Origin of the sequence: Lentzea flava, assembly GCF_014648475.1 — a bacterium.
GTDB classification, from domain to species: domain Bacteria; phylum Actinomycetota; class Actinomycetes; order Mycobacteriales; family Pseudonocardiaceae; genus Lentzea; species Lentzea flava.
In genome coordinates, this window is the sequence record NZ_BMRE01000042.1 from 49,638 (window position 1) to 64,372 (window position 14,735).

Sequence of the window (14,735 nt, forward strand, 5' to 3'; positions counted from 1 at the left end):
GGGTTCGGGAACTCGGCACGGCTGGGCACCGAGGGGCCGACAGAGGCAGGCGCGGCTCGTGGCTGCACGCCAACCGTTGAGGAACTGTCGTCGGGCGTCATCGTCCGAGGCCAAGCACTTATTTCAAGCGTTAATTTAACGTGCTGGCAAAGTGGAGGTCAACGACGTGGCGACTCGGCGCCAGTCGTTTGATCGGCAATACTGTGGTCCGGCAAGGAAAGAAAGGGGGTGGGCGTGGTACCGCACCAGCGGAGCACCGTGCGTGACCTGCGTCGTGGCAACAGCGCCGTGGTCCTGTGGCAGCTCTACTTCGACGGTCCCGCCAGCCGTCAGGAGCTGAGCAGGCTCACGGGCCTCAGCGCGGGCACCGTCGGCAACGTGGTGAGCGACCTGATCGCGTCAGGTGTCGTGATCACAGCGGGTTCGATGGACTCCGACGGTGGGCGCCCCCACGTGTTGCTCCGCGTCAACCCCGGGTACCGCTCGGTGATCGGGGTCGACGTGGGAGAGACCTGCGTCCGGGTCGAGCTCTTCGACCTCGCGATGACCTTGCGCGCCAAGGTGTCCTACGAGCTGGCCGGCGGGCACGACGTCGAGTTCGTCGTGGACCGGGTTCTGGCCGGGATCAAGGCCGTGTGCGCCGAGGCAGGTGTCTCCGAAGGCGACGTCCTCGGCGTCGGCATCGGCGTCTCGGGCGTGGTGGAGCACGGCGCGGAGGTGCTGGTCCACGGCCAGACGTTCGGCTGGGACGCGGTCCCGTTGGAACGGCTGCTCCGCGCGGGCACGGACCTCCCCCTGCACATCGACAACGGCGCCAAGAACATGGGGCAGGCCGAGATGTGGTTCGGCGCCGGTCGCGGCTGCCGGCACGCGGTGGTCGTGCTGATCGGCTCCGGTGTGGGAGCCAGCATCATCACCCACGGCTCCACCTACCGCGGCGTGACCAGCAGTGCCGGCGAGTGGGGCCACACCACGGTCCACGTCGGTGGCAGGCGGTGCCGGTGCGGGGCCCGTGGTTGCCTTGAGGCGTACGTCGGCGCGGAGGCCGTGCTGGAGCGGTACCAGGAGGCGAGGCGTGGGCGTCGCCGGCGCGGAGCGAGCGAAGAGGCCGCTCTCGCCGAGCTGCTCGACGCCGCCGAGCGCGGTGGGGTCGCGGCCGAGGTGCTGGACGAGACCGCCACCTACCTCGGCGCGGGGATCGCCAACCTGATCAATCTCTTCAACCCGGAACGCATCATCGTGGGCGGCTGGGCGGGACTCCTGCTCGGATCACGGTTGCTCGCGAAGATCACCGCGGCCGCCGCGGAGCACGCGCTCGACCATCCGTTCGCCCAGACGTCGATCGAGCTGGGCCGGCTGGGACCGGACGCGGTGGCGATGGGTGCCGCCACTCTCCCGGTCGAACACTTCCTCGCCACCGGTGGCGCCTCGGCGCCGAGCGACCGCGACCGGATCGCCCACCGCGCCGGCAAACGTCACGACTCCGCGTAGTAGTCCCGTTTCCGGCCTTCCCGGTCGAAGGCGGCGAGGATCTTCAGTCCGGTTTGCTCGATCAACCAGTAGCTGATCCACGCCACCAGCAGGCTCACGGCCGTCAGCACGACGCCCGCGACCGGGAACGTGTGGGGATGGCCGGATGCGGGCAGCAGGCCGGCGCTGTCGAGGAGCCGCAGCATCGGTTCCTGCCACAGGTACAGGCTGTAGCTGATCACCCCGGTCCAGACCAGCGGCCGCCACCGGAGCACCGCGGGGACCGAGCCGCCGTCGTGGATCGCCGTGGCCGCGATCACCAGCATGGCGGCGAGTGCGAACAGCGGATGCCACCACGTGCTGATCGGCCTGCCGAGCGGCTGCGTGAGCACGACCGCCACGATCATGCCCGCGCCGAGCAGGCCGACGCCGTAACGCGCGGGCTTGGTGCGCAGTCCCCTGCCGTCCGCGATCAGCACGGCGAACGCGAGACCGATGGCGAACACGTCGAGTTTGGCGAGCGGGTTGAACCAGTAGGACCACTGTTCGTAGTGGGCGTCCGCCACGTACACGGCCCAGCAGCGGTAGGCGTTGCTGATCAGGGCCAGCGACGCGATCCCGCCGTACAGGGCGGTCAGGCGCGCCCGCCGGGACTCCAGCCGGGGCACGTGGCGTTGTGCGATCGAGCCGATCACCACCAGCAGCAGGTAGAAGTGCATCTCCACGGCGAGCGACCACGCGGGACCGTTGCTGTAGAAGATCTTCTCGTCGCTGTAGACGTGGGTGAACGTCAAGTGCAGCAACAGATCCCGCCAGTCGCCCGGCAGCGTCGGGTTGGTGAAGCCCCACACCAGGAGCACGGTGATGTAGTAGAGCGGCAGCAGCCTCGCCGCTCGTCGCAGCAGCACGACACGGGCGCGGCGGGGTGGGCCGGAGTCGAGCGCGGCCCTGGCGTAGGGCAGGCCCAGCAGAAACGCCGACAGGACGAAGAACAGGTCCACCCCGAAGGGAAACGCCATCAGGATCTGATGCCAGACGCCGTCCAGCGGCCAGGCGGCATCAGGGCCGTAGCGGCTGTACTGGTAGGCGTGGAAGATCAGCACCGGCAGGGCGGCCAACGCCCTGATCGCGTCGACGGAGAACCGGCCGTGGGCGATTCCGGTTGCCGTGACGGCGGTGTCGGTGCCCGCAGGCTTCGCAGGCCGGATCACGCGCGCTCCCCGGCGATCGCGGCGGGCACGGCAGCGGTCCGCGGTGTGACCACCCAGCGGCGTTCGCCGGAGAGCTCCTTGACCTGGGCAATCCGCGCGATGAGGTTCTTGAACGGCGTGTAGAAGAACAGCGACACCACGAGATAGGACCAGAACCATCGGCGGTTCCCGCGGATCTCCGGCGCGGCGAGCCGGTAGGCGAACAGCACCTGGGCCGGCCCGACCGACAGGGTGAACAGCGACGCCAGCACGAAGATCGAGATGTCCCACTCGATGGCGTGCGCGCCGTCGTGCCAGGCGATGAACGCCAGCAGCGGGAAGATCTGCAACGAGATCCAGGGATAGATCTCCCGCCAGCCGAGCAGGTACAGCAGGCCGATCTTGTTCTTCGTGGTCAGCGTGCTGGACCGCAGCACGGCTGGCAGGTGCCGCAGGGAGACCTGGAACCAGCCCTGGGCCCATCGCATCCGCTGGTTCCACAGTGCGCCGAGCGTGGTGGGCGCGAGTTCCCTGCTGAGCAACGCCGGATCGGTGACCACCTTCTTGCCGGCCAGCAGCGCCCTGATCGAGGAGTCGATGTCCTCGGTCAGCATCTCGCCGCGCATCCGGGTCTCGCGCAGCGCGCTCGTCCGCCAGAACCCGTTGGAGCCGCCGAACAGGCCGAAGCCGTGCAGCTGCGTGCGACCGGGATGACTCACCGCGTAGATCGACTCGAACTCGACGGCGACCATGCGCGCCACCGGTGACTCGTGGCCGTTGCGGATCACGCAGTGCCCCTGCACCACGTCCGCGCCGTGGGACAGCCACCGCCACGCCCGGCGGAACGCGTTCGCGTCGGGGTGGTGGTCGGCGTCGAAGACCCCGACGAACTCACCGGTGACCGCCGAGAGCGCGGCGTTGATGTTCTGGGCCTTGGAGTGGCTGTAGGGCACGTTCAGCACGACGAGCCGCGGGTCGGCGGCGGCCAGCCTGCGGAGCTCGTCCTCGACCGGCAGCCTTCTCGGCGTGTTGTACGCGAGCACCACCTGCAACGGCGCCGGGTAGTCCACCGCGAGCACCCGCTGGATCGTCTCGATGATGGTGTCCGCCTCGTTGGGCAGGTAGGCCGCGATGATCGCGGAGGCGGGCGGGTACGGCGCCGCGGGCTCCTTCGGCGGGCGCTGCGGGTCGAGCGCGCAGTAGGTCTCCCACCTGATCACCAGCGCGGTCAGCACCAGCGCGAGGCAGACCGCGACGTACGCGGGCGCGACCAGGTCGACTCCGGCTTTGCCGAACTCGGCGAGCACCAGGAACGGCAACAGCAATCCGATCGCCAGTGTGGCCGCTGTCTGCAGCGGTGTGCGCAGGATGCCGGGCAGCAGTTTCCTGCGCGGCACGTGCGTGGTGGAGGCCCAGTTCCGCGGGGTCAAATCGAGGTGTTGCGCGGCGACGCCCGCGGCGTGTTCCGCGCGTTCGACCAGCGCGTCGAGCTCATCGGTGCCGGTCCTTTCGCTGCCGGTCGTTTTATGGCCGGTCCTTTCCTCGGCGCTCGCCCAGCCGATCGCGGGGGTGACGGACAGCTGCTCGGTGCCCACGGTCAGCCGGGCGGCGGAGATCTGCCGCCCGATCCGGTCCAACCGGGACTTCACCCGCCGGGTGGCCGTGTCCGGCAGCAACAACATGAGAGTTCCGTTGCCCGCGTACCCGATTCGCTCACGAGGTGCCAATTGCGGCGTGATCCGGTGTGCCAGCTGGGTGAGCACGGTGTCCACGCCGTCGGTGCCGAACCGGGCCTCCACCTGGGCGAGCTCCATCAGGCGGACCACCGCGACCACGGTCCGGCTGGCGCGACGGCTGCGCACGCCCAGCACGTGCCACGCGATGTCGCGCCATCTTTCAGCCTCGTAGACGAGTGGCCGTGACAAGACCGCGCCAGCGCCTGGCGGGCGACTGACCTGATTGACCGACACGATATTCCCTTCGGGACGAAATCCGAGGAGGCGGCTGCAGGTGAATTCATTGCACGCCGCCCCGAAAGTATCGGCACCTTTGAGGTCCGGTCACTAGTCCGTGGGTTTGATACTGCCGGTATGGCTAGCGAAATGGTCTTGCCATTGCACAACGAGCTGTTACACCGCAGTAAATTCATTCAATGAATCAAGTGGGAAATTATGACCGGGATCACGGTTTACTTCTCCCATTGTGGGACCGCTCGTGAATTGGCCCCCTGACGCTGGTTCAGCGCGGGTAGGACGCTGTTGTGGTGCTGTTCGCAGCTCGCCGGGAGGAGGGCGCGCGGACGCGTCGGCCGACTCGAGCTCTTGATCATCGTCGCTAAGTGCTCGACTTATTATAAGTCTTGAACTATGGTCCGAGGTGGCGAGGTCGACCACGTGGTGGACTGAGATGAGGTGGGACGGTGCGGCGGCATCAGCACCCGGATTCCCCGTTCGTGTCGCGGACGGCCGGCACCCTGGCCCCGACGGTCGAGCTGCGCCGGCTGAACGGTCTCGTGGTGCCCTACGCGTACGGCGGCCCGATGCCGGGCATCGAGCGGCAGCCGTCGAGACACCTCGTCGACCTCGCCGGTGACTGGCGAGCCGAACGGGCGACCGTGGACCACCAGCTCTCCCTGACCGACCGGCGGGTGGCGCTACCGGTCATCGAGGAGGAAGGACGAGGGCGGCACCGGGTCGACCACGACGACAGCGGATGGCGCACGCACCGCGTTCCGTTGCCGGAGAACGTGACCGAGCGGTACGAGGACGGAGTCTGGTACCGGCGCGTGGTCCCGATGGCGGCACCGGGTCGCGACGAACGGGTCCGGCTGACCTTCCTCGCGGTCAACTACATCGCCGACGTGTGGGTCAACGGCAGGTGGATCGGCTGTCATGAGGGCGGCTACAGCCCGTTCAGCCTGGACGTCACGCACGCGGTGGCCGACGGGGACAACCTGATCGCGGTTCGGGTGGACAACCCGCCCTGGGACAGCCGGACCGACATCGTGCCCGCGGTGATCTCCGACTGGTGGAACTACACGGGGCTCATCCAGGACGTGTACCTGGAGCGGCTGCCCGCCGTCTCGGTGGCGAGGGTCGACGTCGTCCCCACCACCGTGATCGGTGATCCGCCCGAGTGTGCGGACTTCGTGGCGACCGTCGTGATCGACCGGCCCGGCGAGGCGCCTGGCCCCGGTCTCGTGGTCAGGGCGAGGCTTGCCGACGCCGTGGTTCCGCGCCGCCTGCTCGGCACCTCGGCGCCGGCCGACCTGGAGGGGGCTCCCGCGTCGTGGCGGGGCGAGGGGCCGCACGAGGTCGTCATCGACTCTCGGACCGGTGACGGAACGGCCCGGTTCGTCGGCGTGGTGGACCAGCCGCGGTTGTGGACCCCGCAGACCGCGAACCTCTACGTGCTCACGGTCGAACTGATCGACCGCGGGCAGGTCGTCGACAGCTTCGCCACGCAGATCGGTCTGCGCACCGTCGCTGTCGCCGCCGACGCACCGGCCGTGCTGCTCAACGGGCGCAAGGCCGCGTTCCGCGGCATCGCACGCCACGAGGACTGGGTGGACACCGGACGTACCGTCGCCTCGCCGCAGCGGGTGATCGACGACCTGGTCGACATCCGCGAAACGGGCGCGACCCTGCTACGCACCGCTCACTACCCGAACCACCCGCTGACCTACCTCGTCGCCGATCGGGTCGGACTGGCCGTCGTCGAGGAGATCCCGACCTGGTGGTTCGACACCTACCACTTCGCCGACCAGCTGCACCGCGGGACAGCGGAACAGATGTGGCGGGAGATGGTGTTCCGCGACTACAACCGGCCCAGCGTGTTGTTCTGGAGCGCCACCAACGAGGCGATCAGCGTCGAGCACCGCGCCGAGTTCCTGCGGCGCGTCGTCCACGATCTCCGGTGCTACGACGACGGCCGTCTGGTGACCCAGGCAGCGGCGGCTGATCGGCCAGGCCCGCACGACCCCACGCAGAGCCTGGTCGACGTGGCGGGATGGACCACGTACTTCGGTGTCTTCGGATCCACCGCCGCCGGGGCGGAGGCCGAGCTCACCGAGCGGTTCCTCGACCAGGCGCACGCCGCCTGGCCGGACAAGCCGGTGCTCGTCGCCGAGTTCGGCATGTGGGCCCAGGAGGACGACGCTCTGGCCGGCCGGCAACGCCAGGTCTTCGACCACACCTGGCCGGTCTACGAGCGCAGGCTCGCCACCCGGCCGGGCGGCTGGCTCGTCGGCAGCATCTGGTGGGCGGCGTACGACTGGCGCACCCCGATCGCCGGGGTCAACACCTTCGGTCTCAGCGACATCAGCAGACAGCGGCGGCGGCCGGTGCGAGACGAACTCGAGTCGAGATACCGATCCGTCTCCTCCGCGATCACCGGACCGTTGTGCTCCGCGCGACCGCCGTCGTGCCCGCGATTCGAGTTCGTCCACTGTGGAGTGCCGGAGGACCCGCGAACCCTGGCGGACTTCACGTGCCCGGACGGTGCGCACCCGATGCGCAACGCGGTCGTCGACCGCCTGGTGATGCCGAACTCGGGTCGGTGGGCCGTGCGGATGACCGCCCTCGGCTCGTGGCCGGGTATCGGGATCTACCTGTACCGCCATCCGGTCGACCTGCACGACGCGACCCACCTCTGTGCGCGGGTGCTCGCCTCGGTCGGCGGGTACCGGGTGAAGCTCGGAGTCCGGGACGTCAACCGCGTAGAGACGGACGTCCTGGTGCCGGACCCGGTTCCGGCGAACCGGTGGACCGCGGTGTGCGTCCGGCTGTCCCGGTTCGCGGGAGTCGACCTCGGCCGGGTGGAACGGGTGCACCTCACGATGGCGATCTCCGACGACCGCGTCGCTCGGGGACAACGGTTCTATGTGGACAGTGTGACCGCGTGACCACCAGGAGGAACGATGAGAGCTCTCGTCAGATGGGTCGCGGCGACCGCCGCAGTGGTCTCGCTGGCGGCGTCGGCGGCCTGCGGCGGTGACTCCCCGGCGACCGAGAAGGTCGTGGAGTTCTGGTACTACCAGCCGACCCCGGATCAGTCCAAGCAGATCAAGCAGCTGGCCAAGCGGTTCGAGGAGACGGAACCCACGATCACCGTCCGCCTCACCGAGATTCCCAAGGACGACTACAACACCAAGCTCTCCTCCGCACTGGGCGGTGGCCGCGGCCCGGACGCGGGTTACCTCGACCAGCCGCTGATGGCCCGCTACGCGAACGCCGGGCAGCTCGCCGAGGTCCCGGCGGGCACGATCACCGAGTCCGACTTCTACGACGGCGCGCTGCGCACCAACAAGATCTCCGGGAAGCTGTGGGGAATCCCCCTTCAGCAGACCACCGTGGCGCTGTTCTACAACAGGAAACTCGTCAGCACGCCGCCGGCGACCTGGAGCGAGCTGGTCGCCGAGTCCGCACGGGTGCACCGGGAGAACCCGAACCTCGCAGGGGTGAACGTTCCCAAAGGTGATGGCTTCGGAGCCTGGCTCTTCCCGGCGTTCGTCGCCTCCGCCGGGGGCACGATGCTCGACGAGAGCAGCAGGAGGATCGCCTTCGCCGACCCACCGGCGCAGGAAGCACTCGCGTTGTGGCGCAAGCTGCTGGAGAGCTCACCGCGCCAGATCACCAACAGCGAGAACCCGTTCCACAAAGGACTCGCCGCGATGATGTTCTCCGGCCCGTGGGAGGTGCCGGCGATCAGGCAGCAGTTCCCGCAGCTGGACTTCGGCGTGGCACCGTTGCCGAGGAAGGACGTCGCGGCGAGCAACATCGGCGGCGACAACGGTGTGGTGTTCGGCAAGGCCCGCAACCCCGACGCGGCGTGGAAGTGGCTGCGGTTCCTGTCCGACGCCACGCACAACGCCGAGTTCAGCAACATCACCGGCAACTTCCCGACGAACAGGAAGGCCGCGCAGGCAGCGAAGATCAACACCGATCCGGCGTTCAAGGTGTTCGTCGACCAGCTCGAGACCGCTCAGGCGCGTCCCACCGTGCCGGAGTGGATCCAGATCAACGACGAGTACCTCGCCAAGGCGATCGAGGAAGGTGTCGACGGCGGCAGGTCACCCGCCGACGCACTGGCGGACGCCGCTGCCAGAGCCCGCAAACTGCTGGGGTGGCAGTGAACGGCGTCCACCGGCCGAGTTCCTGGCATCGGCGTCGGCGGGACGCGCTGGCCGGCTTCGCCTTCACCGCGCCCGCGATGCTGCACACCCTGGTGTTCATGCTCGTGCCCGCCGGGGCGGCGCTGTACTTCAGCTTCACGGAATGGGACATGATCTCCCCGGCCCGCTGGGCAGGACTGCGGAACTACCGGGAGATCCTCTTCGACTCCGACCTGTACCCGGACTTCTGGAAGTCGGTTCGCGTCACCGCCCTGTACGCGCTGCTGTCGGTGCCCGCCTCGCTGGTGACCGGATTCGTCCAGGCCTACCTCATCGATCTCGTCCGCCGGGGACAGGCGTTCTACCGGCTCGTCTTCTACCTCCCGGTGATCACCGCGGAAGCGGCGGTCGCGGCGATCTGGAAGTGGCTCTACGACCCGCAGTTCGGTCTGATCAACGCAGGCCTCGACGTGCTGGGAGTCGCCGGCCCCGACTGGCTCGGCACCCCTGGCGTGGTGATCCCGGCACTGGCGCTCATCGCGGCCTGGCAGTCCGGTACGGCGATGCTCATCTTCCTCGCCGGTCTCAAAGGAATACCACGCACCTATTACGAGGCGTCCGAAGTGGACGGCGCGAACCGGTGGCAGCAACTCGGGCGCATCACGCTGCCGCTGTTGCGTCCCACCACGTTCTACCTCGTCGTCACCGGCGTGATCGCGGCACTGCAGGTGTTCGGCATCGTCTACGTGCTGTTCGGCGGCAACGCCGGGCCGGAGCGCTCCGGCCTGAGCTACGTCCTGCACCTCTACCTGTTCGGCTACCGCAACGGCGCGATGGGCGCGGCGAGCGCCATGTCCGTTCTGTTGTTCGTGACCATCCTCCTGGTGACCGCGGCGCAGTTCCGCCTGGTTCCACGGCAGTACGAAGGATGACGCGATGACCGGCACCCTGGACGCGGCGCCCGCTGTCGCGACCGCGCCACCAGCGAGAATCCGCAGGCGGCACAACGCACCGATCGCGTTGCGGCTCACCGCTCACGTCGTGCTGATCGGCGGGGTGGTCGTCGCGCTGGCGCCGTTCGTGTGGATGGTGGCGACGTCGTTCAAGCGGCCGCAGGACGTGTTCACCCCGACACCGAACCTGTTGCCGACGGACGCGCGCACCGGCGAGTGGGCGGGCACCTTCGCCAACCACCTCCAGGTCCTCGATCTGGGCGGATTCGCCACCGCCACGCTCAACAGCGTGATCGTCGCGGTCGTGCTGATCCCGGGAAAGCTCCTGCTGGACGCACTGGCCGCCTACGCGTTCGCCCGCATCCCGTTTCCCGGACGTGACGCGTTGTTCCTCGTCGTGCTGGCCACGATCATGGTCCCCGGCATCGCCCTGCTCGTCCCCAAGGTGTTCGTCACCCAGGAGCTCGGCCTGGGGGACAGTCTCTCCGGCGTCATCGTGCCCAGCCTGGTGTCGGCGTTCGACATCTTCCTGCTCCGGCAGTTCTTCCTGACCCTGCCGAGTGAACTCGAAGAAGCGGCCATGATCGACGGCGCCGGCCGGCTGCGGATCTTCTGGTCGCTGGCGTTGCCGCTGGCCAGGCCCGCGCTCGCGGTCGTCACCATCACGAGCTTCATCTTCCACTGGAACGAACTGCTGTGGCCACTGGTGATCCTCTCTGATCAGGACGAGTACACGCTGCCGCTCGCGTTGCAGGCGCTCGCGGCCGGTCGGGTCGCACAGCCCCACCTGGTCATGGCGGGCGCGGTGATCGCCGTGCTGCCGGTCATCGGGATCTTCCTGGTGTTCGGGCGCAGGATCCTCGACGGAATCCAGCTCACCGGAATGAAGAGTTGAAGGAGGATGCCTGTGAGCACGTCATTTCAGGTCTCCGCGGTACGCGAGGGATGGTTCGTCAGGGACGGGCAGCCGCGGCCGTTCGTCACCGCCGACTACCCGTACTACCGGGACGAGCCGAGGAACTGGGGTGACCGGCTGACGACGTTGGCGCGCACGGGAGTGGACGCGGTCACGACGTACGTGCCGTGGCGGCACCACCAGCCCATGGCGCAGCGGTCCCCTGATCTGGTCGGCAGAACCGACCCGCGACGCGACGCGGCGCGGTTCGTCCGGCTCGCGGCGGAAGCCGGCCTGTGCGTGGTGGTCAAGCCGGGGCCGTTCATCCACGCCGAGACCAACTACGGCGGCCTGCCCGACTGGGTGTCGCCGCTCCACGACAGGCGCATCGAACCGGTTCTCGACGCCTCCGGTGCGCCGAGAACCTGGTCCGGATCGCGGTGCGGACCCGACGGCAAGCCGGTGGACTGGCCACTGCCCGCGCCGCTGTGCCCGGTGTTCGACGAACTCGTGCTGTCCTGGCTGCGCGCGGTCGGCGAGCAGCTCGTGCGGCCGCATTCCGCGCCGGACGGTCCGATCGTCGCGGTGCAGATCGCCAACGAGGGGATCTACACCGACGGCGCGCTCGGCTTGTGGGACATGGACTTCAGCGCATCCGCGCTGGCCGCCCACCACCGGCTGCACGCTCCGCTCGGCGACGGTCCGCCGTCTCCTCCCGCGTCCGGTGCCGCCGAGATCGATCCGCTGCGACGGGTGGCGTGGGGACACACGCAGGCCGAGCGGTTCGCCGAGCTGTTCCGGCGATGGTCGGCCACCGTCGGTGCGGCGGTGCCCACGGTGGTGAACGTGAACCCGCCCGCCGCCGAGCCGGGTGCACTGGACTCGTGGCTCGCCCGGACGCAGCCGTGGCGCTGGGCCGGCGTGCGCTACGGCTTCACCAACTGGGTCGGACCGGTCGCCGAGAACGACGAGTCCCGTGCTCGCTACGTGATCGCGGCCAAGCTGGCGCCCGGCTGCAACTACGAGGAGAACTGGGGCTTCTCGGTGCTCTACGAGAAGGCGTTCGCCGATCCGGCCACCTGCCTGCACCAGACCGTTCTCGCGCTGGCCTGCGGCGCCACCGGCTACAACCTCTACACCGGTGTCGCCACCAGCTCCTGGGGCTCCGACCTCGACCGCTTCCACGACCGGCCGTACCCGGATTGTGCTCCGATCTCGGCGAACGGCGAGGAAACGGAGAAGGCGGCGACCGCGCGGGCGCTCGCGGACTATCTGCGCCGCCACGGAACCGAATGGGCCATCGGCCGTCCCGTGCGGTCGGCGGTGGTCGGTTACTGGGCGCCGCACGCGGCCGCCGCCGCGTGGAACGCACGACCCGCGGACCGCGGGAACCACGGGGCGGTGCCCGCGTGCGGGGAGTTCCTGCGGGCGTGGCACGACGCGGCGCGGATGTACCAGCTCGACTTCGGCCTGTGGGACCTCGACGATCCGAGCACCGACCCGGCCGACGCCGTGGGGCGTGCGTCGGGCCGGGTCACGGGTATTCCGCTGGTGGTGCCGACGTGGCGTTACCTGCCACGCCCGCAACAACGGCTGCTCGCGAGCCACGTCGCGGAGGGCGGACGGCTGATTCTCGTCGGCGAGATGCCGGGGTTCGATCTCCACGGGCGGTCGTGCCTGCTGCTCGACGACGTGATCCGTTCCGCGGCCCCGGACCGGGTCCTGCACTGGCCGGATCCGTCCGTTGTGGACAGTGCGGCCGTCGCCGCCCGGCGGGTCGCCGAGTGGGCGCCGCCCGCCGCGAGGGTCGTCGAGGGAGTCGCCGACGTGTACCTGCGCCGGTGTCCCGGCGGCGTGGACCACCTCGCGGTGCTCGCGAACGCCGACTGCGGCGGCACGGTTCGCATCGAGACCACCAGGTCCCACTCGGCCGTGCTCGAACTGTGCGCCGGCGGCGCCGCCCTCGTCCGGCTCGCCGACGGCGTGGTCACCGACGCGCTCGTCACCGGTCGCAACGGACATCTCGGTTCCTCGATCACGCCGAGCGTGACAGCGGGCGGCGTCCGGTTCACCGCGCCCCACGGCACGCTGCTGAACGCCACGACGACCACACGGCGCGAACATGTGCCGACGTGAGGAGAGCGCACCGTGCACCGGGGCAAGCTGACCGTTCGTGACCTGCGCGCCGGCAACCGGGCGCGGGTGTTGCGCGCGTTGTACCTCGACGGCCCGCGCAGCCGGCACGAACTCGCCGAGGTGACCGGCCTGAGCCAGGGCTCGGTCAGCAACGTGACGGGCGAGCTGATCGCCGACGGGATCGTGGTCGAGGCCGGGCACGTCGACTCCGACGGCGGACGGCCGCGCGTGCTCCTGCGGGTGAACCCCCGCCACGCCGTCGTCGTCGGAGTGGACGTCGGCGAAACGCACGTGCTGGTCGAGGCGTTCGACCTGACGCTGCGGCGGCTGGCGACGACGAAGTTCGCCATGCAGCCCGGCACCCACTCGGCCGACGAGGTCGCGAAGCGGATCCTCGCAGGACTCCGCCGCTGCCTCACCGAGATCGGGGCCCGCCAGGGCGACGTGCTCGGCGTCGGCATCGGCCTACCGGGTCTGGTGGAGCACGGCCTGGTCCACGGGCAGACCGTGGGCTGGGACGGCGTTCCGCTGGAACGCATGCTGCGCGCGGGCACGAACATCCCGCTGCACCTGGACAACGGCGCCAACACGGCCGGCCAGGCGGAGCTGTGGTTCGGCGCCGGCCGCGGCATCGACGACGCGGTCATCACGCTGATCGGGTCCGGCGTCGGCGCGAGCGTGATCGCGGAAGGCGTGCCCTACCGAGGCACGTCCGGCGGTGCCGGAGAGTGGGGCCACACGACGGTGGCCCTCGACGGCCGGGAGTGTCGCTGCGGAGCGTTCGGCTGCCTGGAGGCCTACATCGGCGCCAAGGGCATCATCGACCGCTATCGCTCGCTCGGCGGCACCGTCCCCGCGGACCAGGAGGCAGCGCTGCGGTCGCTGGTCACCTCGGACACCGCGCTCGCGCGGCAAGTGCTGCACGAGGTCGCACGCCATGCGGGTGTCGGCATCGGCAGCCTGATCAACCTCTTCAACCCCGAGCGCGTGATCCTGGGCGGCTGGGCGGGACTCCTGCTCGGCCCGCGGCTGCTGCCTGACATCCGCGAAGAAGCGGCGCGCCACGCCCTGCGCAGACCGTTCGCCCAGGCGTCGATCATGCTGTGCGAACTCGGGCCGGAGTCGGTCGCGCTGGGCGCCGCGACCCTTCCCGTGGCGGAATTCCTCGCCGCAGGAGGAGCCCGGCCGGTCACCCGCATCCGCACCGCCGGTTAGCGCTCGGTCCACAACGCGATCGAACCCGAGGTGACGGACGCCGTCGACCGGGGTCGCCCGGTTGCACCAGCTGTGGGCCACGACGCGGCCACGAGCTCAGTCCCGCTGAATCCGTTGCGCCGCCAGCCACTCGTCGAAGGTCGTGGGGGCTGTCTCGGCGTCGGCCGCGGGCATCAGGGCGTCACCGGCAGCCGTCTCGTCGAAGATGCCGCCGTGCCAGGTCGGCACGAGTTTCAGGCTTCTGCCCTGGACGGCGAGCGTGCGGCGAGCCATGTCGATCAGGTCCTGCGGCTCGGGTCCGGCGATGTCGCGGTGCCGGCCCTGTGGAGCACCGACGGCGACCCTGGCGAGGAGGTCGGCGACGTCGGCGGGGGCGATCGGCTGCATCAGCAGCGGCGGCAGCTGCGCGACCCCGTCGTGTTCGACCCACCCTGCGACCTCGCGCGCGAACCCTTGAGCCGCTGCCGCAGCACCGTCCGCGTGGACTGGTCCAAGCGCCGGACGCCCTCGAATGCGTGTGCTGTGTGAGGCTGCCATGCCCCTCCTCGGCAGCGACGGCCTGCCGTTCCGCAGTCACCAGGGAGAAGAACGTCTCGGGGGTGGGCACGTCTGCCACGGCCAGCAGCTTGAGCCGCGACTCGGGCTCATCGGCGTTCAACACGTCGTCCACGACGCTCCTGTGCCATTCCACGATGTCACTCGCGGGGAGTGGGGATGGAACGACGCCGTTCACCGCGACCAGGTCAGCCAGCCAGCCGAACCGC

10 protein-coding genes are annotated in these 14,735 nt (G+C 69.6%); 7 read left to right on the top strand and 3 right to left on the bottom strand.

The window, feature by feature from the left end; all coding sequences use genetic code 11:
* The first annotated feature begins 258 nt into the window (after positions 1-258).
* On the top strand, positions 259-1,491 hold the full coding sequence (locus IEZ09_RS34090; RefSeq protein ID WP_370467768.1) for an ROK family protein: 1,233 nt from the start codon (positions 259-261) through the stop codon (positions 1,489-1,491).
* Here IEZ09_RS34090 and IEZ09_RS34095 read toward each other — a convergent pair.
* On the bottom strand, positions 1,476-2,681 hold the full coding sequence (locus tag IEZ09_RS34095; protein ID WP_189257954.1) for an acyltransferase family protein: 1,206 nt from the start codon (positions 2,679-2,681) through the stop codon (positions 1,476-1,478). The two genes, IEZ09_RS34090 and IEZ09_RS34095, sit on opposite strands and share 16 nt — an antisense overlap.
* A complete protein-coding gene (locus tag IEZ09_RS34100; RefSeq protein WP_189257931.1) occupies positions 2,678-4,585 on the bottom strand; it encodes a glycosyltransferase in 1,908 nt (635 codons plus the stop codon). The genes IEZ09_RS34095 and IEZ09_RS34100 overlap by 4 nt, the downstream gene beginning before the upstream one ends.
* A 494-nt stretch (positions 4,586-5,079) precedes the next feature.
* Between IEZ09_RS34100 and IEZ09_RS34105 the strand changes: the two genes are divergently transcribed.
* From IEZ09_RS34105 to IEZ09_RS34130, 6 genes are read left to right on the top strand one after another with little or no spacing between them, the layout of a single operon-like run.
* Positions 5,080-7,563, top strand: coding sequence for a glycoside hydrolase family 2 protein (locus tag IEZ09_RS34105; RefSeq protein ID WP_189257932.1), 2,484 nt, complete (start codon positions 5,080-5,082; stop codon positions 7,561-7,563).
* Positions 7,564-7,578: 15 nt separating this feature from the next.
* Positions 7,579-8,793, top strand: a complete 1,215-nt coding sequence (locus tag IEZ09_RS34110; protein WP_189257933.1) for an ABC transporter substrate-binding protein — start codon at positions 7,579-7,581, stop codon at positions 8,791-8,793.
* Entirely contained in the window at positions 8,784-9,704 is a 921-nt protein-coding gene (locus IEZ09_RS34115) for a carbohydrate ABC transporter permease (protein WP_189257934.1), read from the top strand. The genes IEZ09_RS34110 and IEZ09_RS34115 overlap by 10 nt, the downstream gene beginning before the upstream one ends.
* 4 nt (positions 9,705-9,708) lie before the next feature.
* The gene (locus IEZ09_RS34120; RefSeq protein ID WP_189257935.1) at positions 9,709-10,620 is read left to right on the top strand and encodes a carbohydrate ABC transporter permease; all 912 of its coding nucleotides are present in this window, start codon (positions 9,709-9,711) and stop codon (positions 10,618-10,620) included.
* A 12-nt stretch (positions 10,621-10,632) separates the two neighbouring features.
* Positions 10,633-12,756: a beta-galactosidase gene (locus IEZ09_RS34125; RefSeq protein ID WP_189257936.1), complete on the top strand. Its 2,124-nt coding sequence runs from the start codon at positions 10,633-10,635 to the stop codon at positions 12,754-12,756.
* Positions 12,757-12,768: 12 nt separating this feature from the next.
* The gene (locus IEZ09_RS34130) at positions 12,769-13,971 is read left to right on the top strand and encodes an ROK family transcriptional regulator (RefSeq protein WP_189257937.1); all 1,203 of its coding nucleotides are present in this window, start codon (positions 12,769-12,771) and stop codon (positions 13,969-13,971) included.
* A 96-nt stretch (positions 13,972-14,067) separates the two neighbouring features.
* Here the strand turns inward: IEZ09_RS34130 and IEZ09_RS46870 are convergent, their stop codons facing one another.
* Positions 14,068-14,508: an SDR family oxidoreductase gene (locus IEZ09_RS46870; protein ID WP_229813201.1), complete on the bottom strand. Its 441-nt coding sequence runs from the start codon at positions 14,506-14,508 to the stop codon at positions 14,068-14,070.
* Positions 14,509-14,735 lie beyond the last annotated feature (227 nt).